General features: G+C 69.8%; 20 protein-coding genes. 9 read left to right on the forward strand and 11 right to left on the reverse strand.

Features of this window, described 5'->3' with window-relative positions; all coding sequences use genetic code 11:
- The 7 genes from Q0741_RS13885 to Q0741_RS13915 all read right to left on the reverse strand — a co-directional run.
- On the reverse strand, positions 1 to 715 hold a 715-nt coding region (locus Q0741_RS13885), incomplete at its 3' end, for a tripartite tricarboxylate transporter substrate binding protein (protein WP_298233799.1).
- Between the two features lie 214 nt (positions 716 to 929).
- The gene (gene fahA / locus Q0741_RS13890) at positions 930 to 2255 is read right to left on the reverse strand and encodes a fumarylacetoacetase (protein ID WP_298233800.1); all 1326 of its coding nucleotides are present in this window, start codon (positions 2253 to 2255) and stop codon (positions 930 to 932) included.
- Between the two features lie 118 nt (positions 2256 to 2373).
- On the reverse strand, positions 2374 to 3672 hold the full coding sequence (hmgA, locus tag Q0741_RS13895) for a homogentisate 1,2-dioxygenase (RefSeq protein WP_298233801.1): 1299 nt from the start codon (positions 3670 to 3672) through the stop codon (positions 2374 to 2376).
- A gap of 66 nt (positions 3673 to 3738) precedes the next feature.
- Entirely contained in the window at positions 3739 to 4710 is a 972-nt protein-coding gene (locus Q0741_RS13900) for a tripartite tricarboxylate transporter substrate binding protein (protein WP_298233802.1), read from the reverse strand.
- A gap of 32 nt (positions 4711 to 4742) precedes the next feature.
- Positions 4743 to 4943: a DUF2783 domain-containing protein gene (locus tag Q0741_RS13905; protein WP_298233803.1), complete on the reverse strand. Its 201-nt coding sequence runs from the start codon at positions 4941 to 4943 to the stop codon at positions 4743 to 4745.
- A gap of 29 nt (positions 4944 to 4972) precedes the next feature.
- Positions 4973 to 6634: an FAD-dependent oxidoreductase gene (locus tag Q0741_RS13910; protein ID WP_298233804.1), complete on the reverse strand. Its 1662-nt coding sequence runs from the start codon at positions 6632 to 6634 to the stop codon at positions 4973 to 4975.
- Between the two features lie 144 nt (positions 6635 to 6778).
- Positions 6779 to 7738: an MBL fold metallo-hydrolase gene (locus tag Q0741_RS13915; RefSeq protein WP_298233805.1), complete on the reverse strand. Its 960-nt coding sequence runs from the start codon at positions 7736 to 7738 to the stop codon at positions 6779 to 6781.
- A gap of 102 nt (positions 7739 to 7840) precedes the next feature.
- Here Q0741_RS13915 and Q0741_RS13920 point away from each other — a divergent pair, with 102 nt between their 5' ends.
- The 4 genes from Q0741_RS13920 (at position 7841) to Q0741_RS13935 (ending at position 13252) form a co-directional block, all read left to right on the forward strand.
- Positions 7841 to 8635, forward strand: a complete 795-nt coding sequence (locus Q0741_RS13920; protein ID WP_298233806.1) for an IclR family transcriptional regulator — start codon at positions 7841 to 7843, stop codon at positions 8633 to 8635.
- Between the two features lie 196 nt (positions 8636 to 8831).
- Positions 8832 to 9524, forward strand: a complete 693-nt coding sequence (locus Q0741_RS13925; protein ID WP_298233807.1) for a Crp/Fnr family transcriptional regulator — start codon at positions 8832 to 8834, stop codon at positions 9522 to 9524.
- 26 nt (positions 9525 to 9550) lie between these two features.
- Complete coding sequence (gene hemN / locus Q0741_RS13930; protein ID WP_298233808.1) at positions 9551 to 10963, forward strand: oxygen-independent coproporphyrinogen III oxidase; 1413 nt, start codon at positions 9551 to 9553, stop codon at positions 10961 to 10963.
- Positions 10964 to 11248: 285 nt separating this feature from the next.
- Entirely contained in the window at positions 11249 to 13252 is a 2004-nt protein-coding gene (locus tag Q0741_RS13935; RefSeq protein WP_298233809.1) for a phage integrase family protein, read from the forward strand.
- Between the two features lie 919 nt (positions 13253 to 14171).
- On the opposite strand, the gene Q0741_RS13940 is transcribed toward Q0741_RS13935, so the two are convergent.
- Together Q0741_RS13940 and Q0741_RS13945 are read right to left on the reverse strand one after the other, a co-directional pair.
- Complete coding sequence (locus Q0741_RS13940; protein WP_298233810.1) at positions 14172 to 15200, reverse strand: ParB/RepB/Spo0J family partition protein; 1029 nt, start codon at positions 15198 to 15200, stop codon at positions 14172 to 14174.
- Between the two features lie 13 nt (positions 15201 to 15213).
- Positions 15214 to 16395, reverse strand: a complete 1182-nt coding sequence (locus Q0741_RS13945; protein WP_298233811.1) for an AAA family ATPase — start codon at positions 16393 to 16395, stop codon at positions 15214 to 15216.
- A gap of 816 nt (positions 16396 to 17211) precedes the next feature.
- On the opposite strand from Q0741_RS13945, the gene Q0741_RS13950 reads away from it, so the two are divergent.
- On the forward strand, positions 17212 to 18600 hold the full coding sequence (locus Q0741_RS13950) for a replication initiation protein (protein WP_298233812.1): 1389 nt from the start codon (positions 17212 to 17214) through the stop codon (positions 18598 to 18600).
- Positions 18601 to 18611: 11 nt separating this feature from the next.
- On the opposite strand, the gene Q0741_RS13955 is transcribed toward Q0741_RS13950, so the two are convergent.
- Positions 18612 to 19925 (reverse strand): FGGY-family carbohydrate kinase, encoded by a 1314-nt coding sequence (locus Q0741_RS13955; protein ID WP_298233813.1) that lies wholly within the window; start codon positions 19923 to 19925, stop codon positions 18612 to 18614.
- 124 nt (positions 19926 to 20049) lie between these two features.
- Positions 20050 to 20223 (reverse strand): DUF6726 family protein, encoded by a 174-nt coding sequence (locus Q0741_RS13960; RefSeq protein ID WP_298233814.1) that lies wholly within the window; start codon positions 20221 to 20223, stop codon positions 20050 to 20052.
- Positions 20224 to 20421: 198 nt separating this feature from the next.
- Here Q0741_RS13960 and Q0741_RS13965 point away from each other — a divergent pair, with 198 nt between their 5' ends.
- The 4 genes from Q0741_RS13965 to Q0741_RS13980 form a co-directional block, all read left to right on the forward strand.
- Positions 20422 to 21357, forward strand: coding sequence for a LysR substrate-binding domain-containing protein (locus Q0741_RS13965; RefSeq protein WP_298233815.1), 936 nt, complete (start codon positions 20422 to 20424; stop codon positions 21355 to 21357).
- A gap of 335 nt (positions 21358 to 21692) precedes the next feature.
- Positions 21693 to 22721 (forward strand): amidohydrolase family protein, encoded by a 1029-nt coding sequence (locus tag Q0741_RS13970; RefSeq protein ID WP_298233816.1) that lies wholly within the window; start codon positions 21693 to 21695, stop codon positions 22719 to 22721.
- 44 nt (positions 22722 to 22765) lie between these two features.
- Positions 22766 to 23449, forward strand: a complete 684-nt coding sequence (gene ligK / locus Q0741_RS13975; RefSeq protein WP_298233817.1) for a 4-carboxy-4-hydroxy-2-oxoadipate aldolase/oxaloacetate decarboxylase — start codon at positions 22766 to 22768, stop codon at positions 23447 to 23449.
- Positions 23450 to 23492: 43 nt separating this feature from the next.
- A partial coding sequence (locus Q0741_RS13980; protein WP_298233818.1) for a tripartite tricarboxylate transporter substrate binding protein occupies positions 23493 to 24156 on the forward strand: 664 nt, incomplete at its 3' end.

Below are 24156 nucleotides of genomic sequence, written 5' to 3' on the forward strand. Positions count from 1 at the left end.
CCGTGGGCACGTCGGGGAAGGCCGGGTGGCGCTTCGGCCCGGTCACGGCGATGAATTTCAACCGGCCCGAGCGCTGCAGCGGGCCGGCGGTGGCCATCGAGCCCAGCGCGAAATTCAGCTCGTTCGTGGCCACGGCGGTGTAGAGCTGCGAGGTCTCCTTGTAGACCACGTGCTGCATCTGGGTGTTGGTCATCGACTCCAGCAGCGCCGATCCCAGGTGCACCGGGTTGCCCACCGACCAGGAACCGTAGTTCAGCGCCGTCGGGCGTGCCTTGGCATCGACCACGATGTCGCCCACCGTCTTGTACTTGCTGTCCATGGACACGCCGACGAAGAAGTAGGTCTTGAACAGCGGGGTGAGCGGATCGAAGTCCTTCACCGGGTCATAGGGCAGTTTCTTGAACAGGTGCGGGTACGCGACCAGGTGCACGTTGTCCAGGTGGATCAGCTCGTGGCCGTCGGTGGCGGCGCGCTTGAAGGTGTCGATGGCGATGAAGCCGTTGGCACCGGGCTTGTTCTCCACCACCACCGGCTTGCCCCACTTCTTCTGCAGCCGCTCGGCCACCAGCCGCACCACGGCCTCCGGGCCCGCGCCGGCCGGGAACGGCGTGAGGATGCGCACCGGGCGCGAGGGAAAGTCCTGCGCGTGCGCCGAGGCGCCGATCAGGGACAGGGCGGCCAGCGCGGCGCCGGCCAGCAGTTTCAGGGCTTGCATTGCTTGTCTCCTCGTGGAATCGATCCGTGCTCGTTGCCCGCGCATCTGCGGCACGGGTCCGCCGGCCAGTGTGGCCGGCCCCACGCTCGTCCCTGCCCTGCCGCGGCGGAGTGCGTGAACTATTGCGGACGAGCGCGGGTAATTCCCGAGCAGCGGTGTTGCACCGGCGCCCCGGGTCGGCCCTGCCGCGGCCAGGACGCCGGGGCCCGCGGCTTCAGGACGCCGCCAGTGCGGGCGCGGGCAGGATGGTGCCCACGCACTCGCCGAAGCCGATGGCGCGCGCGCCCGCCGCCTCGCAGCGCCCGCGCAGGAACACGCGGTCGCCGTCCTGCAGGAAGGCGCGCGTCTCGCCACCGGGCAGCTGCAGCGGCTGCTTGCCGCCCTGGCTGAGCTCCAGCAGCGAGCCGCCCTGCCCCGCATCGGGGCCCGACTGCGTGCCGCTGCCCAGCAGGTCGCCGGGCTGCAGGTTGCAGCCGTTGCTGGCGTGGTGCGTGAGCATCTGCGCCACGGTCCAGTAGGCGTCCCTGAAATTGCTCTCCATCAGCTTGTGCGGCGGCAGTCCCTGCGCGCGCATGGCCTCGGTCTGCAGCAGCACCTCGAAGCGGATGTCGATGGCGCCGCGCTCGCGGTTGGCGATCGAGTCCAGGTAGGGCAGTGGACGCGGGTCGCCTTCGGGCCGCTTGAACGGCGCGCGGAAGGGCTCCAGCGCCTCCATCGTCACCACCCAGGGCGAGAGCGTGCTGCCGAAGTTCTTGGCCAGGAACGGGCCCAGCGGCTGGTATTCCCAGGCCTGCAGGTCGCGCGCGGACCAGTCGTTGAGCAGCACCAGGCCGAAGAGGTGGTCCTCGGCCTGCGCCATCGGGACGGGCTCGCCCAGCGCGTTGGCGCTGCCCACCAGCGCGCCGATCTCCAGCTCGTAGTCCAGCCGCTTGCTGGGACCGTAGCCCGGCACGCCGTCGGGGCCCGGCGCCTGCTGGCCCAGCGGTCGGCGCAGGTCGGTGCCGCTGACCACCAGCGAGGAACTGCGCCCGTGGTAGCCGATGGGCACCCACTTGTAGTTGGGCAGCAGCGGGTTGTCGGGCCGGAACAGCTTTCCCACCGTCGTGGCGTGGTGGATGCCGGTGTAGAAGTCGGTGTAGTCGCCGATGCGGCAGGGCAGCGCCATCTCGGCCTCGGCCTGCGGCACCAGGCAGGGCTGCAGCGCGTCCTTCTGCGCGCTGTCCTCGGCCAGCGCCGCCGACAGCGCCGTGCGCACCGCGCGGCGCGCCGCCGGGCCCAGCGCCATGAAGGCGTTGAGGTCGCCGCCGGCCAGCGGCACCAGCGCATGCGCCACCTCGGCGGTCCAGGTGCCTTCGCGGGCGGCAAGCTTCAGGTCCAGCACCTGGTCGCCGATGGCCACGCCGATGCGCAGCGCGTCGTCGCCGCCGCGGCGGCGGAAGGCGCCCAGGGGCAGGTTCTGGATGGGGAAGTCGGTGGCGTCCTCGTTGGCCGAGGCGACCCAGCTGCGCAGTGCCGGGTCATGGGTGGCGTCGATGGGCATGGCGTACTTGGTGTGTGAATCAATGACTGCCGTTCGCCCTGAGCTTGTCGAAGGGCCTGCGGGCGGGTTGCGCGGCAGGGCTTCGACAGGCGCAGCCCGAACGGGGCTCTTGGCTACATCAGGGCTGCCCGAAGCGGTCGCCCAGGCCGGCCCAGCATTGAGCATAGGCGGCGTCCAGCGGCGCCTCCTGCAGCGCGAAGGCCGTGGGGCGGAAGCGCCAGCGGCTCTCGAACATGAAGGCCAGGGTGTTGTCCAGCTTGTGCGGCGTGAGCTGCGCGGTGCTGGCCTTCTCGAAGGCCTCGGCATCGGGCCCGTGCGGCACCATGCCGTTGTGCAGGCTCATGCCGCCGGGCTTGAAGCCCTCGGGCTTGGCGTCGTACTGGCCGTACACCAGGCCCATGAACTCGCTCATGAGGTTGCGGTGGTACCAGGGCGGCCTGAAGGTGTCCTCGGCCACCATCCAGCGCGGCGGGAAGATGACGAAGTCGCAGTTGGCCGTGCCCGGCGTGTCGCTGGGCGAGGTCAGCACCGTGAAGATCGACGGGTCCGGGTGGTCGAAGCTGATGGACCCGATGGTCATGAAGTTGGCGGTGTCGTACTTCAGCGGGCACAGGTTGCCGTGCCAGGCCACGACGTTGAAGGGCGTGCCGGGCTGCTCGTTGCGCCACAGCGCGCCGCCGTACTTCTTGACGATCTCGTAGGGGCCCGCGTCGTCCTCGAAGGCCGCCACGGGCGCGAGGAAGTCGCGCGGGTTGGCCAGGCCGTTGGAGCCGATGGGCCCCAGCTCGGGCAGCCGGAACGGCGCACCGTAGTTCTCGCACACGTACAGCCGCGTGGGGCCCTGCACCTCCACCTTGAAGGCGATGCCGCGCGGCAGCAGCGCGATCTCGCCCGGCTTCACTTCCAGCACGCCCAGCTCGGTGACCAGGCGCAGCGCGCCCTCCTGCGGCACCAGCAGCATCTCGCCGTCGGCATTGACGAAGGCGCGCCGGCCCATGGAGCGGTTGACCAGCGCCAGGTGCGCCGCCATGCCGCTCTGGGCCTCCACGTCGCCGTTGACGACAACGGTGCGCAGGCCGTCCACGAAGTCCAGCGGCTGCTGGCCCGCATCGGGGATGGGTGCCGGGTGCCAGCGCAACGGGTCCGGCGGCATGGGCAGGCCCTCGGCCGCGCCGGTCTTGAGCCAGCGCTGCTCATAAGGCGCATAGGGGCCCGTCACCACCGAGGGCTGGCGGCGGTAGAGCCAGCTGCGGCGGTTCTCGGCCCGCGGCGCGGTGAAGGCGCTGCCCGAGACCAGCTCGGCGTACAGGCCCCGCGCCACCTGCTGCGGGCTGTTGCGGCCGCGCGGCAGGACGCCGGACACCGCCTCGGTGGCGAATTGGTTGCCGAAGCCACTTTGGTAGTGCAGTTCAGTCATCGCTAGGGTTCCCCAGTGCTTGCAGGAAGGATCGTCGCCATGCCCGCGGAGGCGGGCATGGCGGTCTCAGTCGAGCTTGATGTTGTTGGCCCGGATCAGCGCGCCCCAGCGCGCGCGCTCGGACTTGGTGTAGGCGGCCATCTGCGCGGGCGTACCGGGCAGCGGCTCCAGCCCCAGGCCATGGAAGCGCTCCTTCACGGGCGCGGAATTGAGCGCCGCCTGCAGCGACTGGCTGAGCTTGGCGACGAAGTCGGCCGGCGTGGCTGCCGGCACCACCAGGCCCTGCCAGGCATAGGCCTCGAAGTCCTTGACGCCCTGCTCGGCCAGCGTGGGCACGTCGGGCAGCGTCTTGAGCCGCTGCGGGCTGGCCACGCCCACCGCGCGCAGCTTGCCGCTGAGCACGTACTGCTGGACGCTGGCGGTGTCGATCATGGCCATGGGAATCTGCCCGCCCAGCAGGTCCTGCACCGCGGGCGCGGCGCCACGGTAGGGCACGTGCGTGAACTTGAGGCCGGTCTTCTCGCGCAGCAGCTCGGTGGCGAGGTGGTGCGGGCTGCCCAGGCCGGCGGTGCCGTAGTTGACGCCCTCGGGCTGCCGCTGCGCCCAGTCGCTGAACTCCTTCCAGTTCTTCACCGGGACGTTGGGCGCGACCACCAGCAGCAGCGGGAAGCGCGCGAGCATGCCCACGGGCTTGAAGTCCTTCTCGGCGTCGTAGGACAGCTTGGCGAACAGCGAGGGGTTGGCGGCCAGCGTGGCGAAGTCGGCGGTGAGCATGATGTTGCCGATGTCCTTGGACTTGGCGACGTACTCGGCGGCGATGTTGGTGGCCGCGCCCGGCTTGTTGTTGACGACGATGGGGCGGTTGAGGCTCTTGCTCATCTGCTCGGCCACGGTGCGGGCCACGATGTCGGAGCCGCCGCCGGCGGCGTAGCCGAGGGCCCATTCCAGCGGCTTGTCCTGCGCCGCGGCCGTGAAGGACAGCGCCGACAGCGCGGTGGCGCCGAACGCGGCGAGCAGGTGGCGACGGGTGTTGTTCATGCTTGTCTCCTTGGTGGTTGTGGTGATCGTGTTCAGGGGGTATCGGCGCCGGCGCGCGCCAGGGCCAGGGCCTGGCGCAGCACGTCCAGCCGCCCGATGTGGTTGGCCAGCAGCAGGATCAGCCGCGCGTTGAGCGCGTGGCTGGCCTCGGGGCTGAGGTCGCGATGGGTGTCGATCAGCGCCTCGTAGAAGTCGTCGGGCGCATCGAGGTTGGGTTCGGTGACCAGGGGCATGGCGGCTCCTCGCGGGGACGGCGTTCGGGTCAGTGCAGCGCGCAGGCACGCGCCAGGGCGGCGTGGACGGCTTCGGGCGCCGGATGGCGCCAGCGCGCGCACACGTGCTGGTCCGGGCGCAGCAGGTAGGCGGTGCCGGGGCGCAGGTCGTAGCGCCGCGACAGCCATTCCTCGGGGTCGTTGGCGGGCTCCAGCACCAGCACCTTGAGCGGCAGCTCCAGCATCCAGTGCGGCACCGGGCCCCAGCACAGCAGCGTGAAGTCAGGACCCAGCTCGCGCAGCAGCCAGGTGTCGCGGCCGTCGATGCGCAGCGGCGCATCGGCCGCCGGCGCGCCCGGGCGCATCAGGCCCATGAAGGCGTCGCGGTCCGGCGTGTTCAGCGGCGAGTTGTCCAGCGTGGCCGGCACCGACAGGCGGCCGCTGTTGACCATCCTGCGCGCGAAGCCGTGCTCGCGCGCCAGCGCCAGCGTGGCGTCGCGGAACAGCCGGCTGATCTCGCTCTTGGGCGTGATGAAGTCGGTGGCGCGGGTGGAGTTGAGGAGGTTCTCGTCCGCGGCGTATTCGCGCTCGCGGGCGTAGCTGTCCAGCAGGGCCCCGGGCGACTGGCCGCGCAGCACGCGGTCCAGCTTCCAGGCCAGGTTGTCCGCGTCCTGCACGCCGGAGTTGGCGCCGCGCGCGCCGAAGGGCGACACGCCATGCGCGGCGTCGCCGGCAAAGAGCACGCGGCCGTGCCTGAAGCTGTCCATGCGCAGGCAGGCGAAGGTGTAGACGCTGGCCCACTCCAGCTCAAAACCAGGCAACGAATCCGGCTGCGGCTCGCCGCCCTTGCTGGCAGCCGCCGCGCGCAGCAGGGCTTGCACGCGCGGAACGATGTTCTCCGGCCGCTTCTCGACTTCCGGGTCCGCATCCCAGCCCAGCTGGAAATCGATGCGCCACACGCCATCGGGCTGCATGTGCAACAGCACCGACTGCCCAGGGTGGAACGGCGGGTCGAACCAGAACCAGCGCTCGGCCGGGAAGTCGGCCTGCATGCGCACGTCGGCGATGAGGAAACGGTCCTTGAACACGCGGCCCTTGCTCTCCAGGCCCATGAGCTGGCGAATGGGCGAGCGCGAGCCGTCGCAGGCGACGACGTGGTCGGCCCGCAGCTCGTAGCGGCCCTCGGGGGTGTCTATGCCCAGCCTCACCACGTCGCCCTCCTGCGCCAGCGCCGCCACGGTGTTGTGCCAGCGGATCTCCAGGTTGGGCAACTCGCGCGCGCGCGCCACCAGGCAGGCCTCCACGTAGTACTGCTGCAGGTTGATGAAGGCCGGGCGCTCGTGGCCGGTTTCGGGCAGCAGGTCGAACTGGTAGAGCTGTTCCTCGCGGAAGAACACCTTGCCCACGTGCCAGCGCACGCCCTTGTCCACCAGGGCCTGGCCCACGCCCAGGCGGTCCCAGACTTCCAGCGTGCGCTTGGCGAAGCAGATGGCGCGCGAGCCGGTGCTGAGCTTGCAATCGTTGTCCAGCAGCAGCACGCGCTGGCCGCGCTGCGCCAGGTCGATGGCCAGGCTCAGGCCCACGGGGCCGGCGCCCACGACCACCACGGGGTGGCGCACGGGCACGGCGGCGTCCTGGTCGGGGCTGCGCCGGTAGGCGAAGGCGGTGGCCTGAATCTCGGCACCGGTGGCGGAGTACAGCGGGTCGCGCATGGTGGGAGTCGCCTCGGGACAGGCGTGACGAAGCCTGCGGCAAACCGCATGGCCATGAAGGAAGAAGCCGGCCGCGACGGGGCTTTTTCAAGCACCCGTCAAGCGACGGCCGGTGTCAGCGGGTAGAGGGATGGAGCGCGAGGCTCAGGACTCCAGCGCCTTCCACATGTCGATGTCGCGCTGCGCGGTCCACACGCGCGGGTCCGGGTACTGGGTGACCTCGTCGAAGCAGCGCGTGACGTCGAAGGGCATGCAGTGGTCGAAGATCACCCACTTGCCGTATTTGGGCGCCATGTGCGCGTAGGCCTCCTTGTAGACGGTGTTGAGGTCCTTGCCGGCGGCAGCACCCGCCCGCACCGCCTGGTACAGGTCGGAGATGAAGGCGCGCGTGCCGGCCAGGCCCGCCTGCACCTGCTCCTCGCCCACCAGCGCCGCGCCACGGCCCGGGACCAGCGCCAGCGGCTTGAGCGCGGCGATGTTGTCCAGCGTCTGCGGCCAGTCCTTGAAGTAGGCGTCGCCCGCATACGGCGTGGCGTCGAACTCCACCAGGTCGCCCGACAGCAGCGTGCGCTCCTGCGGCAGCCACACCACCGTGTCGCCCTTGGTATGGCCGCGGCCCAGTTGCAGCAGCTGCACTTCGAGCTTGCCCAGCCACAGGGTCATCTTCCCGGTGAAGGTCATGGTGGGCCAGGTCAGGCCCGGCGGCACCGTCTCCACGTTCCTGAACAGGCGCGGGAAGCGGCCGATCTCGCTGGCCTTGTCCTGCTCGCCGCGCTCGACGATCAGGTCGTAGGTGTCCTGGCTGGCCAGGATCTGCTGCGGCTCGTAGGCCGAGGCGCCCAGCACGCGCACGGCGTGGTAGTGCGTGAGCACGACGTACTTGATGGGCTTGTCCGTCACCTCGCGGATGCGGCGGATCACGTCGGCCGCCATCGCCGGCGTGGCCTGGGTGTCAGCGACCAGCACGGCATCGTCACCGATGATGATCCCGGTGTTCGGGTCGCCTTCGGCCGTGTAGGCCCAGGCATGCTCGGACAGTTGGGTGAAGCTGACTTTTTTCTCTTCCAGGTCGGCTTGGGAGGCGAAGGCTTTGCTCATGGTCAATGCGGCGAACAGCTTCAATAATGTTTAACGACAGGATTGATCTTAGTCAGTTTGTTCGCTAATGTCTAATTCGTTTTTCTAGAGAAAACCCTGAGATTCACTGTGGACGACAGCACTTCTTCCGCCGGCGCGGAGCGCGGCTCGCGCGGCATCCAGAGCATCGAGGTCGGCGGCCAGTTGCTGCTGGCATTGGCGCACCACGGGCGGCCAATGGCCCTCAAGGACCTCGCGCGCGAAGCCGGCATGGCGCCGGCCAAGGCGCATCCGTACTTGGTGAGCTTCGGCAAGCTGGGCCTGATCGAGCAGGACCCGGGCAGCGGCCGCTACGGGCTGGGGCCGCTGGCGATGCAGCTGGGCCTGATCAGCCTGCAGCAGTTCGACCCGGTGCGGCTGGCCACACCGCTGATCGAGGAGCTGGCGTTGTCCACCGGCCACACCATTGCCATCGCGGTGTGGGGCAACCGCGGCCCGACCATCGTGCGCGTGGCCGAGGCGCCCAGCCCCGTGCACGTGGCCATGCGCCACGGCACGGTGATGAGCCTGCGCGGCACGGCCTCGGGCTGGCTCTTTGCCGCGCACCGCGCGCGCGAGGAGGTGCAGGCGGTGCTGGCACAGGAAGCGGCCGTGGGTGGCTTCGCCGGCGCACCGCTGGACGAGGCCGCCTTCGAGGCGAAGCTCGACGAGGTGCGCCGCCAGGGCATGGCACGCGTGGTGGACCAGGCCATCCCCGGCGTGAGCGGACTGGCCGCGCCGGTGTTCGACGGCAGCGGCGCGCTGCTGCTGAGCATCACCGGCATCGGCCCCAGTGCCACCTTCGACACGGCCTGGGACAGCCCGCTGGCCGGCGCAATCCGGCGCTGCGCGGCCTCGCTATCGCGGCGGCTCGGGGCGGCCTGACGCCACCGCGGTCCGCAGGCCCGCACGGACCCCAAGGTGGCGGCGGGCGGCAGGAAGTCACGGCGCTAGTTCTTCGGAACGATGCGTGCCGGGCCGGACTACTCCTTGAGAAAAGTCAATATCCTCCTTCCCGCCGCGGCGGCCTGACCGTTCGAAGAATGGGCGGCAAAGGCCTTGGCGCGGACAGTCATGGCTCATGAACCTGAGCCACTTCGACGCCCCCCGCTACCTCTCCGTGTTGCCGCTGTTCCAGCACCGGTGTCCCGCCGAGCTGGACGAGCTGGCGCAAGCGTGCCAGGTGCGCCGCTACACGCGCGGCGAAGCGGTGTTCCGCAGTGGTGGCAACTGCGATGCGCTGCACGTCGTGGTCACGGGCCAGGTCAAGCTGCACGCCATCTCGACCGCGGGCCAGGAGAAGGTGATCGAACTGGTCGGCCCGGGCTGCAGCTTCGGCGAGTCGCTGGTGTTCGGCGAGCGGCCCAGCTCCTTCAACGCCACCGCGCTGACCGACACGCTGGTGTTGAGCCTCCCCAAGGACGCGCTGCTGGCCGAGGTCAGCCGCGATCCGGGCTTCGCGCTGCGGATGCTCACGGGCCTGTCGCAGCGGGTGCAGAACCTGATGGACGACGTCGAGGCCTACGCCCTGCACAGCGGCACGCAGCGGGTGGTGAACTACCTGCTGCGCGGCCGGTCGCGCGACAGCGTGCGCGCCGCGGGCACGGTGTCGCTGCCGGTGAGCAAGGCCACCATCGCTTCGCGGTTGTCCATCACACCGGAATATTTCTCGCGCGTGCTGGGCGAGTTGGAAGCCGGGCAGATGATCCAGGTGGACAAGCGCCATATTCACATCCTCGACGCGCAGCGCTTGGCCCAGCACCCGCTGCAGTAACCCCTCCACTTCCTTCGCAGTACCCCATGCCTCTCACCACCGAAACGGGCACGACGGACGCCCGCGCGCTGCTCACCGAAGACCTGCTGCGCAAGTTCGACACCCCGGGCCCGCGCTACACCTCCTACCCGACGGCCGACCGCTTCCACCACGGCTTCGGCCCGGCGCAGGCGCGGTCCGCCATCGCGCAGCTCGCGCCCGGCAGCGCGGCGGCGCCGTTGTCGCTGTACGTGCACATCCCGTTCTGCGAGTCCATCTGCTACTACTGCGCCTGCAACAAGATCATCACGAAGCACCACGAGCGCGCCGCCGAGTACCTCGACGCGCTGGAGACGGAGCTGGCGCTGGTGCTGGAACCGCTGGGCGCGGGACGGCCGGTGTCGCAGCTGCACTTCGGCGGCGGCTCGCCCACCTTCCTGTCGGATGCCGAGCTGGCCCGTGTCATGGGCAGGCTGGCGCAGAGCTTCCGCTTCACGCCGGATTCCGAGATCTCCATCGAGGTGGATCCGCGCACGGTCACGCCCGAACGGCTGGCGCACCTGCGCGGCCTGGGCTTCAACCGGCTGAGCTTTGGCGTGCAGGACTTCGACCCCGACGTGCAGCAGGCGGTGCACCGGGTGCAGTCCTTCGAGAGCGTGCACGCGCTCATGGCCAGCGCCCGAGCGCTGGGCTTCACCTCGATCAACGCCGATTTCATCTACGGGTTGCCGCGGCAGACCCCTGAAAGCTTCGCGCGCACGGTGCAGCAGATCGGCGAGCTGCGGCCGGACCGCATCGCGCTCTACGCCTACGCGCACCTGCCCGAGCGCTTCAAGCCTCAGCGCCGCATCAATGCCGAGGAACTGCCCAGCCCGGCGCAGCGCATCACGATGCTGGGCGACGCCATCAACGGGCTGCTGGAGCGCGGCTTCGAGCACATCGGCATGGACCATTTCGCGCTGCCCGACGACCCGCTGGCCGTGGCACGCCGGGAGGGCAAGCTGCACCGCAATTTCCAGGGCTACAGCACGCAGCCGGACTGCGACCTCGTGGCGCTGGGCGTGTCGGCCATCGGGCGCATCGGCGGCTGCTTCTACCAGAACGCCAAGACGCTGCCCGAGTACTACGAGAGCCTGGCGCGGCGCGAGCTGCCCGTCGTGCGCGGGTATGCCCTGGAGGGCGACGACCTGCTGCGGCGCGACGTGATCATGGCGCTGATGTGCCAGGGCCGGCTGGAGTTCGGCGCCGTGGAGCGCGCCCACGGCATCCGCATGCGCGAGTACTTCGGCCGCGAGCTGGAAGCGCTGAAGCCGCTGGCGCAGTCGGGGCTGGTGGTGCTCGAAGACGAAGCTGTCCGGGTGACGCGCGCCGGCTGGTACCTGGTGCGGGCCATCGCGATGGTGTTCGACCGCCACCTGCAGACCTCCGGGAACCGGCAGCGCTTTTCCAAGGTGGTGTAGCCCGTGCGGCCCTCAAGGGGGCCGCACGCGTCATCGGCACCCGGCTTCCGACCTGCGACGGCCCTGCGTCCGGCGCCGCCGGACTTCCGTTAGCGCCCTGGCTTGGCCTCGCTCCATCCCAAAAATCAAGCGTGATCACGTCCTGATTACTCTTATTATCGTGCCGCTTCAATAAATGGAACATCTGGGGTGGATGCGACGGGGGATGGTTCGAAAACGGCGCCAGTCATTGAGCCGGTTGCACCTGGGCGTCGCCGCGGACGGCCGCGCGGCGCACGCACGCGCGTGCTGCGCGAGGGACAGGCGCTGGGGCGACACCACTTCGCCTTCCTGCGCAGCTGGCTGCAGGGGCTGGACCTGCGGCAGGCCTGGGAGCGCTACCTGGGCTTCGGCGAGCTGAGCGCGGACCGGCGCCACATCGAGAAGCAGCGAGTTGCCCTGCTGCAGCAGGTGCTGCGCGAAGGACACGCGCTGAACCTGAGCCTGGGGGAGGAAGAGCGCATCACGGCCGAGCTGCTGTTGCTGGCGCAACCGCCAGCCGGACCGGGGACGGTTGCGCTGCCCGACCTGGACGAGTTCATCGACAGCCAGGGGCTGGACCGCGAGGCGCACTCCGAGGCGGAGCTGCTGCGCGAGTACCGCGAGTTCTACGGGCTGGACCACGTCCAGGCCGCGGAGGCGGATGAACGGCAGCCAAGCCTCGTCCGCGAAGCGGCGCCCTTGCGCGCCCTGCGCCGCGTGGAGGCGCTGCTCGCTCGGCGCCCTGCCCCGGCCGATCCGCCGTCGCTGTGGCTGTCGCCGGCGCTGGCGGAACGCCTGAAGGCGGCCGGCATGGGGACGCTGGACGCCCTGGTCCAGACCGTGAATGCCTATGGCGCCCACTGGTGGCGGCGCGTGCGGGGCCTGGGGCGCGCGCGCGCCGCGTCGCTGACGGACTGGCTGCTGCCGCTAAGCCGGGAGTGGGAGCTGCCCTTGCGCAAGGAGGCGCTGGCGCCGCCGCAGCGCCAGGTGGCCTGGCGCACCTCGGTGCTGCGCTCGGTGGCCGTGCCGCCGCGCTTCGCGCTCCTGCCGCTGGAACAGCTGGCGGTGCCGCCGCGGCTGGCTGGCGGGCCGGGAGCGCCTGGCCTGTTCGCCACGCGCATGGCGAACCACCTGGGCGCGCAGGACGATCGCCAGGCGATCGAGGCTTGGCTGGAGCAGTACCGCGACAAGCCCGCCACGCTGCGGGCCTATCGCAAGGAGGTAGAGCGCTTCTACCTCTGGTGTCTGCTGGAGCGGGACAAGCCGCTCTCGTCGATCGACAGCCGCGACGCGCTGGCCTACCGGGAGTTCATTCGCCAGCCGCCGCCGCATTGGTGCTGTAACGCCGTGGTGGCGCGCGACGACCCGGCTTGGCGGCCGTTCCGGGGACCGCTGCAGCCCGGCTCCCAGCGGCAGGCGCTGGTGGTGGTGCAAGCGTTGTTCGACGGCCTGCGCGACGCCAACTACCTGGTGGGCAACCCGCTGCGGGCGGTCAGCAAGAAGGCGGCACTGGCGGGGGCGCGTATCGACATCGAGCGCTCGTTCACGGAAACCGAATGGCGCTTCATACGGCACCGGCTCGACACGGAGGAAGCGTCGGCCCGGCCGCGGGGCGGCGTGCCGGCGGGCGCGGAGCAGCGGCGCCTGCGCCTGGTGCTGGAGCTGTTGGCGGGTACGGGTTTGCGCTTGGCGGAGATCGCCGTGGCGACCACGGCCTCGGTGCGCAGCGTGCGCCTGGACGGCGAGGGCATCGCTGCCACCGTCTTGTACGTGCAGGGCAAGGGCGGCAAGGCGCGCGAGGTGCCGCTGGCGGACGACCTGGCCGCGCTCGTGACGGCCCATCACGCCGACGCCGTGGCGCTGGGGGAACTGCCCTCCCCCGCGCCACTGGTGTGCACCCTGGCGGAGCCGCCGCCGCGCTGGAGCGCTGCCGCGGACGGCAGCCTGAGGCTGCAACGCGCCGCCCCGGTGGGCCGGACGCTGGGCGCCAGCGGCCTGTACCGCATGCTCAAGCGCTTCTTCCACCGCATCGCCGCCGGCGCCCATGGGGTGGACGGCCTGGACGGCGCGCGGCTGCGGGCGGCCTCCACGCACTGGTTGCGCCACACCTTCGCACGCCAGGGCGCGGCGGCACAGATTCCAGTGGAAGTGCTGCAGCAGGCACTGGGGCACGCCAGCATCGCGACCACGACGATCTATCTGGGCACCGAACGGGCGCGCATGGTGCGCGAGTTCGAGAAGCTGCGGCAGCGGCGCAGCAAGGGCTGAACAGGGTCGGCAGCGGGGTGTTCTACGGTAGAACACCCCCGGCTCTGGCACTGTGGCGGAGCGGGTGAGCGCTGGCTTCGCGTTGGCCCATATGGCGCTGGCACACGCTGCGGCGATGCGGCCAGCGTCAATGCAGCGATGCATTGCGGAGGGTGTTCTACCGTAGAACACCCGGCTGCGCTGTCATCTCCGCTCTGGCATGGACCCAGGCAGCCCCATGCCAGAGCGAAGCACAGGTGCGGCAAGTCAAGGCACGAGAGCCTCCTGTGCCCGGCCCGCTCAGCTTGCGGCTGGTTTTGCGGTCGCCTGGATTCCGGCCTGCGCGCACTGCTGTCCGGGGAAAGTCGGAAACCGATTCGCATCGCCGGCCACAACGCAGGCCGCCAGCCCATCAAGTCGTCATCCCGGCGAAAGCCGGGATGACAGCGTTAATTCCACGGCCAACCCCACGGCACGCGAAGCGTGCTGACGTCGCAACGTCTCCCCGGACAGCAGTGCGCCTTCGCGGGAATGGCGACGTTTTTCCTACGGCTTGCCATGCCTCTGTCGCCGCTTTGCCTGCGTCACGGGCCGAGTGAAGCACGGTGAACCCTCATACGAATTCCATCTGATAGCCACACGCTCCATGACTGGGGACAGCAGACTCACCCGCGCGGCGTCGGGGTGGCTGGAAAGGGGCGCGAAATTCCTGTCACGGGTAGCCGCAACGGCCTTCGCCCAGCGCCGCTCCACAACGCCGGAAGCTTGGGTGTTCTACCGTAGAACACCTCGTATGGAAGGGCCCATGTGTTGGCGCCAGGGCCGCAGCCCGGTACGGCTGCAAGCGCTGGGTGTTCTACCGTAGAACACCCGCCCAAAAGAAAGGGGCCCGCAGGCCCCTTCCAATATCAATCGCGCCAGCTACGGGCGCCGCGCGTGCTCAGTCGAAGAACTTCGCCAGCAGTTCCTGCAGCCGCTTTTCCTTCTCCGGCGCCAGCGCGCCGGCCTTGAAGCGCAGCGTGAGGTTGCCCTGCGCATCCTTGTCGCACGAGCCCACCACCTTGCCGCCCAGCGTGTAGCGCGTCTGCCGGTTGAGGCTGGCGTTGCCGTCCTGCCCCGTGAGCCGGGCCAGCACTTCCCGTGCGCCCGGCCGTGGCATTTGCGCGGCCAGCGCCCGGGCGCGCTCCAGCACGCCCGCCTCGTCCCGCTCCAGCGCGGCCTTGAGCGGCGCGACGAAGCGGAACTGAAGGTCCAGCGGCGACGCGAAGGCCTGCACCACCGCGTCCGGCAGCGCCGCGATCTGCAGCGCCGTGCTGACGTTGCCCGGCTGCATGCCGATGGACGCCGCCAGCTGCCGCAGCGAGGGGAACAGCCCGGCGTCCAGCGCGCGCCGGTACATCATTCCCTGCTCCCAGGCGGAGAGGTCCTTGCGGCCGCGGTTCTCGCGCTCCATCTCAACGAACAGCGCGCGGTCCTCGATGTTGTCCACCAGGCACAGCACCGGCAGGCCCAGCTGCCGGCAGGCTTCCAGCCGCCGGTGGCCATACACCACCTCGAAGCTGCCCGCCGGCTCGGCCACCGGGCGCACCTTGATCGGCTGCACGTTGCCGCCCGCGTCCGCCACCTCGGCCTTGAGCTTGTCGAACAGCGGCGAGTTGAAATTGAGCTCGTGGCGGTTGGCCCAGCGGCTGGGGCGGATCAGCGCGGGGTCGATGAGCCGCGAGGCCTTGGCGCCGTCCCATTGACGCAGTTCGTTGAGCGCCTCATCGAGCCGGCCCTGCAGCGCCTCGGCCTGCCGGGCCTTGGCTTGCAGCACTTCGTTCTCGCGCAGCAGGTCGGATCGCGCCTCGTTGGCGAACGCCATCATCGCGCCCGGCGCGGTCTTGGGCCGCGTCGGCACCTCGGCGTCCGGCGCCAGGCCGGGCAGGTTGCTGAAGTCGAGCTTGGCGGCCTTGTTCTTGAGACTCATGGTTCAGCCTTCCTCAAACGGCGAGCTGTTCGAGCTGCGTGGCCCACACGGCCTGGATCTGCTGCTCCACCAGCTCGCACATGCGGTCGTAGGCGTCGCGCGCGCGGGCGAAGGTCTTGGCGTTCATGGCGCCGCGCGGCAGGTCGTACACCGTGCCGAACTCGGCCGACGCGGTGGCGGTGACAGCGGTCTTGGGAATCTCGATCGGCAGCACCTTGTCCGCGTAGCCCTCCAGCACCCACTGGCGCACCACCGTGCTGGCCGCGTCGTTGGACTCCACGCGCGACAGCAGCACGTCGATGAATTCGAAGGTCTTGTCCTGGCCACGGCTGCGGATGAGCTGGTTGCACAGGTCGCTGAACAGGTCCCAGAACTGTGCCGAGCTGGCGAAGTCCAGCGCGGAAGGGGGCAGCGGCATGATCACGCCGTCGGCCGCCATCAGCGCGTTGATGGTCACGTAGCTCAGCGCCGGCGGCGTGTCGATGATGATCACGTCGTAGTCCAAGCGCGCCTGGTCCAAGCCGCGGTCCAGCACGCGCCAGAACTCGAAGCCCGGGTCGCGCGTCTGCCGCGCCGGCAGCGCGAACTCCGCGCCGAACAGCAGCGGCGCCGCGCACACCAGGTCGATGCCCGGCCAGTAGCTCTCGCGGATCGCGTAGCTCAGGTCCTCGTGCGCGCCCGAAAACAGCAGCATCGCCGTGTGCTCCTGCTCGACCTCGGCATCGGGCAGCACGCCGAACAGCGTGGTGGCCGAGCCCTGCGGGTCCAGGTCCACCACCAGCACCTTGTGGCCGCGCATGGACAGGCCCTGCGCCAGCGTCACCGCCGAAGTGGTCTTGGCCACGCCGCCCTTGAAGTTGGCCACCGTCAACGTGGTGCCGGCCGCGCCCTCCGGGCGCATGTGCGCCGCGCGGAACTCGCGGATCCATTGCCGCGCCTCGGCCATGGGCCACTCGCGCCGGTTGCCCTGCATCTCGCCCGAGGGCAGGTCGCCGCGGGTAAGCCGGTAGGCAATCTTGGACTTGTCCACGTGGCACAGATGGGCCAGTTGCGCGGCGCTGAGCGTGGGGGCTGCCTTCTTCGCCGCCGGCGGCAGCATCGCCGCGCGGATGTGTCCCATCATCGCCGCCACGCGGGCTGCCTGGTGTTCGATGTCGGCCAGGCTCTGCCGACGGATCGCCTGTCTGATATCCATGGTGATGCCGCTTTGTTACGTTTTTCCGAGTGCGGGCGATTATGCACGGCACATCGGAAAAATCGCATGAAACGCGTTGCGGCGCACAAATGCTCGGCAAGCACTGCAAGCATCAAGTCTTGTTATGAGGCTTCTCCGAGAGATTAAAAAAGTTCAAGAAGACTTGAAGAGATTAAGCGCTGTGGATAACTTGATTTTTATGTTTTAAATCAATAGTTTAAATTGTATATGTGCTGTTTCCCGTCCAGTTTTTACCCGCTTCCGTCCGTTCTCTACCCGTTCCTGTCCGGATTCCACCCGGCAGCGTCCAGCTTCTATCCGGGACGCTGGCGGACTTGTGCACAGGCCCGGTCCCAGGCGCGAAAGGCTTGACGTAACAAGAAGCACGCTTGTCGCCGCCGGCGCGATGGCTGCCTGAGCGGTCACGCAGCGCGCCAAAGCGGCCAAGGAAAGCAGCCGTCCCGCTTCTAACCGGCTTCCGTAGCGCCATCCGGAGGTGGAAATCTCGACGACTGTCCATGTTCTAACCGGGCGCCGTGCCGGCATGTCGAACGGTCCGTTGGCCAAACGTCCAACTTTTAACCGAGCTGGCTGGCGCCTTGGAATGGGGCCAGGGCAGTAAAACGTCCGTGTTTTAACCGGATGCCGCCGCGGTCTCGCCCGCCATAAGCGCCTCGGATGTCCAGCTATTACCCGCCATTTGCCGCAGTTTCAATGTCTGCAGGCGTTCGGACGCAGATCACGGCCTCAAACGAAAAAACGATCGAACCTTCGCAGAGCGAACTGTCCAAGCCGGGACGGACATATGATGTGTCGATGGATGAAAAAGAAGTGTCCCGGCCGGCGGCTCCCAAGGAGGAAGGCACCGAACTGCGCAAGCCCCACGAGATGATCGTGATGGTCCCGCGCTCGCGCCGCGTCACGCTCACCGGGCGCCGGCTCTACAACGCGCTGCTGCAGGTGTCGCAGTCACGGCTGCAGGCGATGGAAACCATGCCGGCGGCGGACTACATGTTCGAAGCCCCTCTGCCCGCGCTGCTGCGCACCACCGGCTCCAGCGGCGAGGACCGCACGGCGGCCAAGCGTTACCTGCGCGAGATGCGCGGCCTGGAGGTGGACTGGGAGTCCACCGCGCCGGGCGACGGCCTGAAGTGGCGCGGATTCAGCATGCTCAGCGAAGTCGCCATCGAGGTGCGCAATGGGGAGAACTGGGTGTCCTGGTCCTACCCGCCCACGATCATGTCGGCGCTGCGCGAGCCCGCGCGCTGGGCCCGCATCGACCTGGACGTACTGGCCAAGCTGGGCTCCTACGCGGCGGTGGCGCTGTACGAGATTTGCGCCCGCTACCGCGACAACCCTTCCGGTGTCACCAGCCGCAAGCCGGTGCAGTGGTGGGCCGACGCGCTCAATCCCGCGCCCGGCGGCGCGGAGCGGCGCGAATGGCGCAAGTTCAAGAACGAGCGCGTGAAGCCCGCCATCGAGGAGATCAACAGCGAGACCGACATCGAGATCGAGCTCATCGAGCACAAGCTCGGCCGCGCGGTGAGCGAGGTGCAGTTCGCCGTGCGGCGCAAGCGCGGCACGCCGCGCGCCCGCGCCCTGGCCGAGGGACCGGTGGATGCCGGCCTGGTGCTGCGCGCGGAGTCGCTGGGCATCCGCGAGGCCAAGCTCGACGGCCTGATCAAGGAGTTCGGCGAGGAGCGGGTGCGCGAGCAACTGGATGTGCTGGAGCGGCGCGCGGTGAACCGCAAGCTGCGCGGCATCGAGCACGCCTATGCCTACCTGCGCTCGCTGCTGCGCAACGGCGAGGACGAGGCCCCGCTGGCCTTGCCGCCGGCGCCGCTGGACGGCGCCACGGTGGCCGAGCGCGAGCCCGCGGCCGTGATCGCCGCGCCGTCTTCGGTGCCCGTGGCGTCGGCGCCGTCCCCGGTGTCGAATGCCGGCATGGCCGCCGAGAACTGGCTCAATGAGCGCATCGCCGGGCTCAAGCGCGAGATCGCCGCGCTGGACCCGGTGCAGCGCCGCGGCTGGGTCGATCGGGCGCTGCAGGAGCTGGCCGCGCGCGGCATGCTCAGCGCGGTGGTGTCGCGCCGCGCCGCGCAGGGCGACGTGCTGCACGGCGTGTTGGGTTCGGTGCTGGTGCGCGTGTACGCCGAGGCGGTGTACGGGCCGGGATGGGACCGGCCGCCGGGCGCGGTGGCCTGATCCGGCGTCTTCTACCCGGCCGCCATGGCCCGCAGCGCCAGCAGCGCGGTGCCGTAGGCCGCTTCCTCCTGGGATGCACGCTCCACCGGCACGCCCAGGCAGCGCCGGCGCAGGGCCGTCCACGCCGCGTTGCGCGCGCCGCCGCCGACCGTGAGCACGCGCGACGGCGTGGGCGCTCCCAGCTCGGCCATGCGTTGATAACCCAGCGCCTCCACCGCCGCGATGCCTTCGAGCAGGCCCTGGAAAAACAGCGCGTCGTCGGCTGGGCGCGGCGATTCGCGCGGTGCCAGCGCAGGGTCGTTGACGGGGAAACGTTCGCCTGGCACGGGCAGCGGGTAGTAACACAGGCCGGTCGGGAACTCGGGGCGCAGGCGCGGCGTGAGCTGCGCCATGCGCTCGGCGTTGAAATGCTTCAGCAGCGCCGCGCCGCCGCTGTTGGAAGCGCCTCCCACCAGCCACTGATCGCCCAGCCGGTGGCTGTAGACGCCGAAAGCCGATGCGGTCACCGGTTGCGGCGACAGCAGCTTGAGCACCAGCGTGCTGCCCAGCGAGGTGACGGCCTCGCCCGCGCGGCTCGCGCCGGTGGCCAGGAAGGCGGCCACGCCGTCGGTGGTGCCGGCAACCACCTGCAGATGCGGCGGCAGGCCGAAGGCGCGGGCGATCTCCGGCGCCACGGGGCCGATGCGCGTGCCGGGTGCCAGGACCTCGGGCAGCAGCCCGGCGCGCACGCCCAGCGCCTGCAGCCACGCGGGCCAGCAGCGGCGCAGCGGGTCGTAGCCCAGCTTCAGCGCGTTGTGTTCGTCCGAGAGGCCGAGGCGGCCGGTGAGTCGCGCGGCGATCCAGTCGGCCTGGTGCAGCGCGTGCGCCGCCTCAGGGTGCCGGGCTTGGAGATTCAGCAGCCGCGCCAGGGCGCAGGCCGGGCCGCGCGCGGCGGTATCCGGGGGGGCCAGGGCCTCGATGCGCGCGGCTTCCGCGACGCAAGCCGCGTCGCCATACATCAGGGCCGGCGCCAGCGGCGTGCCCTCAGGGTCGGTGAGCAGCAGCGTTCCGGAGGTGCCGTCCACCGCCAGGCTCGCCAGCCGGGAGCATTCCAGCGGTGCCAGCACCGTGGCCAGCACCCGCCGGACTGCATCCCACCACAGGGCGGGATCCTGGCGCATGTGCGGCCCCTCGCGCTGCGGCGGGGGCAGGGGCTCGCGGGCCGTGGCCTGCACCGCGCCTTGCGCGTCGATCACCACCGCGCGGACGCCGGAGGTGCCAAGGTCCAGGCCCAGGTGCAGGCTGCCCGTGGCCACCGGGCCGGTGGGGACAGGGAAGGGGGGCATGGCCGGATTGTCGGCAGGCCGCAGCGTTCGTTCTTCGATGTGCCCGCAGGGCGCACCCTGCCCTGCGGTATCGAAGGGTCAGCACGAACGGGCGTTCAAGGTTCAGACCTTCTTGGGATACCTATCAGGGATCGATGACCGCGGCGCAGGCGTCGGTGGGAACGGCTGCCGCATGGCCGACCACGGGGACGATCTTCAGCACCGCCGAGGTGGCTCGGCAGGGGAAGGCGAGGGCGCCGCAGCCGCCCAGCAGGGACGACAGCAGAAGGGCGCAGGACAGTGAGACAACGGTACGCATCACGGTCCAACGGCAAGACGGGAGCCCAGTTGACAGACTGAACATGTAACAACCGTGAGCGCCGCCGGCCGCGGCCTTCGGTCACGCCGGCAGCCGGCCCGGGCGGGCGCGGGGCCAGGCGCTATCCTCTGCCGCCCGCCGCCAACGCGGCCCAGTGACAACTTCCCATCGCCCGCGCTTCGCGGGCTCCGGTACGGCGTGAACCTCAAGCAGCTCGAATACTTCGTCCAGGTCGCGGAACTGGGCAGCTTCAGCAAGGCCGCCGTGGTGCTGGACATCGCCCAGCCCGCGCTCAGTCGCCAGGTGCGCGCGCTGGAGACCGAGCTGCGCGAGACGCTGCTGCTGCGCAACGGCCGCGGCGTGGCGCTGACCGAGGCCGGGCGCCGCCTGCTGGAGCACGGCACCGGCATCCTGCAGGCGGTGGCGCAGGCGCGCGAGGACATGCGCTCCTCGCGCGACGAGGCGGTGGGGCGCGTGGTGATCGGCGTGCCGCCGACCATGGGGCGCAAGCTCACCGTGCCGCTGGTCGAGACCTTCAAGGCGCGGCTGCCGCGGGCGCAGCTGGCCATCGTCGAGGGGCTGTCCACGCACATCGTGGAATGGATCCTGAGCTCGCGCGTGGACGTGGGCCTGCTCTACAACCCCGAGGCCCAGCCCGGGCTGGAGGTGATGCCGCTGCTCAACGAGCCGCTGTGCCTGGTGGAGCGGCGCGACGTCCCGTCGGGCCGCGCCCAGGGGCGGGCGCTGGTGCCGCTGCGCGAGCTTGCCGCGCTGCCACTGGTGCTGCCCGAGCGCGCGCACGTCATCCGGCGCCAGCTGGAGACGCAGGCCGCGCTGGCCGGGCTGAAGCTGCAGATCGCCTGGGAGGTGTCCAGCGTGGCCGCGATCATTGACCTGGTGGCCGCGGGCCACGGCTGCGCGGTGCTCACCGCCAGCGCCGTGACGGCCTCGCCGCGGGCGCAGGAGCTGCGCGCGCGCCCGCTGACCGATCCGGCCCTCACCAGCGTGCTGTGCCTGGCGCGCTCCTCCAGCCGCCGCCCGGGGCCGCTGATGCGGCAGGTGACGCAGCTGCTCATCGACCTCAGCCTGGGCCTGCCCACCGGCGGCACGCCGGCCATCGCCGGTACCGATTGATCCGCTCCCGCCGCGCACGGCGCTTGGCGCCGCGGCCCGGCTCCGAGTGGCCGGCGGAGCCGGGTTTGGACGTACCGCGGAAAGAGGCATGCGCCAGTCCTCTTTGCGATGGCTTGATCGCCTCAGCCATGCCAAATTGATATAGCAGCTATGGGCTGAATGCGCTTGGTTCGTTGCCGGGGCATCTCCAGAATCGCGCCGCAGCGGCAGGTTGGCGCGGCTTGTCCCGGCATGCCATCTGCCCGCCCCGAGGTGCTGGGCCACCGACCACACCGAACGGGCCGGGCGCCGGGAGCCGCTTCGTACTCCCGACCAAAACCCTCTAGGAGATCCGGATGATCATCGACGTACACGGCCACTACACCACGGCGCCGGCGGCGCTGGGCGCCTGGCGCGACCTGCAGATCGCCTCGCTCAAGGACCCGAGCAAGAAGCCCGATCCCAAGGCCCTCAAGATCAGCGACGACGAGCTGCGCGAGTCCATCGAGACCAACCAGCTCAAGCTGATGAAGCAGCGCGGCTCGGACCTGACGGTCTTCAGCCCGCGCGCGAGCTTCATGGCGCACCACATCGGCGACTTCGAGACCTCCTCCACCTGGGCCGCCATCTGCAACGAGCTGTGCTACCGCGTGAGCCAGCTGTTCCCCGACAACTTCATCGGCGCGGCGATGCTGCCGCAGTCGCCCGGTGTTGACCCCGCAACGTGCATCCCCGAGCTGGAGAAGTGCGTCAAGGAGTACGGTTTCGTCGGCATCAACCTGAACCCCGACCCTTCCGGCGGCCACTGGACCAGCCCGCCGCTGTCCGACCGCCACTGGTACCCCATCTACGAGAAGATGGTCGAGCTGGACATCCCGGCGATGATCCACGTCTCCACCAGCTGCAACGCCTGCTTCCACACCACGGGCTCGCACTACCTGAACGCGGACACCACCGCCTTCATGCAGTGCCTCACCAGCGATCTGTTCAAGGACTTCCCGACGCTGAAGTTCCTGATCCCGCACGGCGGCGGCGCGGTGCCCTACCACTGGGGCCGCTTCCGCGGCCTGGCGCAGGAGCTCAAGAAGCCGCTGCTGAGCGAGCACCTGCTCAACAACATCTTCTTCGACACCTGCGTCTACCACCAGCCCGGCATCGACCTGCTCACCAAGGTCATCCCGGTGAAGAACATCCTCTTCGCCTCCGAGATGATCGGCGCGGTGCGCGGCATCGACCCGGAGACCGGCCATTACTACGACGACACCAAGCGCTACGTCGAGGCCACCGCCAACCTCACCGACGAGGAGCGCTACATGGTCTACGAGGGCAACGCCCGCCGCGTCTTCCCGCGCCTGGATGCCGCGCTGAAGGCCAAGGGCCTGTAAGGCCGCCGTCCGCACGCAGCTTTCGCACACGCAAAGGAATCACCATGTACGAACTCGGTGTCGTCTACCGCAACATCACCCGCGCCGACCGCGAGGCCACCGACCAGCTGGCCGCGCTGGGCTCGGCCACGGTGCACGAGGCGCAGGGCCGCGTCGGCCTGCTGCAGCCCTACATGCGGCCGATCTACCCGGGCACGCAGGTCTCGGGCACGGCCGTCACGGTGCTGCTGCACCCGGGCGACAACTGGATGATGCACGTCGCGGCCGAGCAGATTCAGCCCGGCGACATCGTCGTGGCCGCCGTCACGGCCCCGTGCACCGACGGCTACTTCGGCGACCTGCTGGCCACCAGCTTCCAGGCCCGCGGCGCGCGCGCGCTGATCATCGACGCCGGCGTGCGCGACGTGCGCGTGCTGCAGGAGATGGGCTTCCCGGTGTGGAGCAAGGCCATCTCGTCCAAGGGCACGATCAAGGCCACGCTGGGCTCGGTGAACATCCCCGTGGTGTGCGCCGGCATGCTGGTCAACCCGGGCGACGCCATCGTGGCCGACGACGACGGCATCTGCTGCGTGCCCGCGGCCAAGGTGAGGGAAGTGGCCGCGGCCGCCGCCAAGCGCGAGAGCTTCGAAGGCGAGAAGCGCGCCAAGCTGGCCTCGGGCGTGCTCGGCCTCGACATGTACAACATGCGCGAGCCGCTGGCCAAAGCCGGCCTCAAGTACATCGACTAAGGTTGCCGACGCAACCGCACCAATCATAAACACAGGAGAAACCATGATCCGCCTCAAGACCCTCGCCGCGGCCGCCATCGGCACGCTGGCCCTGATCGCCGGCGCCGTGCAGGCGCAGGAGTTCCCCACCAAGCCGGTGCGCATCACCACGCCGTTCCCGGCCGGCGCGGGTCCGGAGGCCGTGGTGCGGCTGGTGGCCGAGCGGCTGCAGAGGAAGTGGGGCAAGCCGGTGGTGGTGGAGAACAAGCCCGGCGCCAACGGCTTCATCGCCATCGACCAGTTCAAGCGCGCCGCCGCCGACGGCCACGAGCTGATCCACCTGGACAACGTGCACCTGGTCGCGTACCCGCACCTGTTCAAGAAACTGCCCTATGACCCGGTGAAGGACTTCGATCCGCTCACCCCGCTGTTCAAGACCTACTTCTTCGTCGGCGTGGGCGCCAACAGCAAGTACAAGACGGTGGGCCAGATCGTGGGCGATGCCAAGTCGCGTCCGGGCGCGCTCAACTACGGCTCGTGGTCGGTGGGCAACCCGGTGCACCTGGGGTCGGCGCTGCTGGAGTCGATGACCAACACCCAGATGCAGCACATCATCTACAAGGAGACCTCGCAGCTCTACACCGGCGTGGCCACGGGCGAGCTCGATTTCGCCCTGGGCTCGCTGGCCACGGCCGGCCCGCTGCAGCGCTCGGGCAAGATCAAGTTCA

It is taken from the genome of uncultured Azohydromonas sp. (genome assembly GCF_937926365.1).
In the GTDB taxonomy this organism is placed as follows: Bacteria; Pseudomonadota; Gammaproteobacteria; order Burkholderiales; family Burkholderiaceae_C; genus Azohydromonas.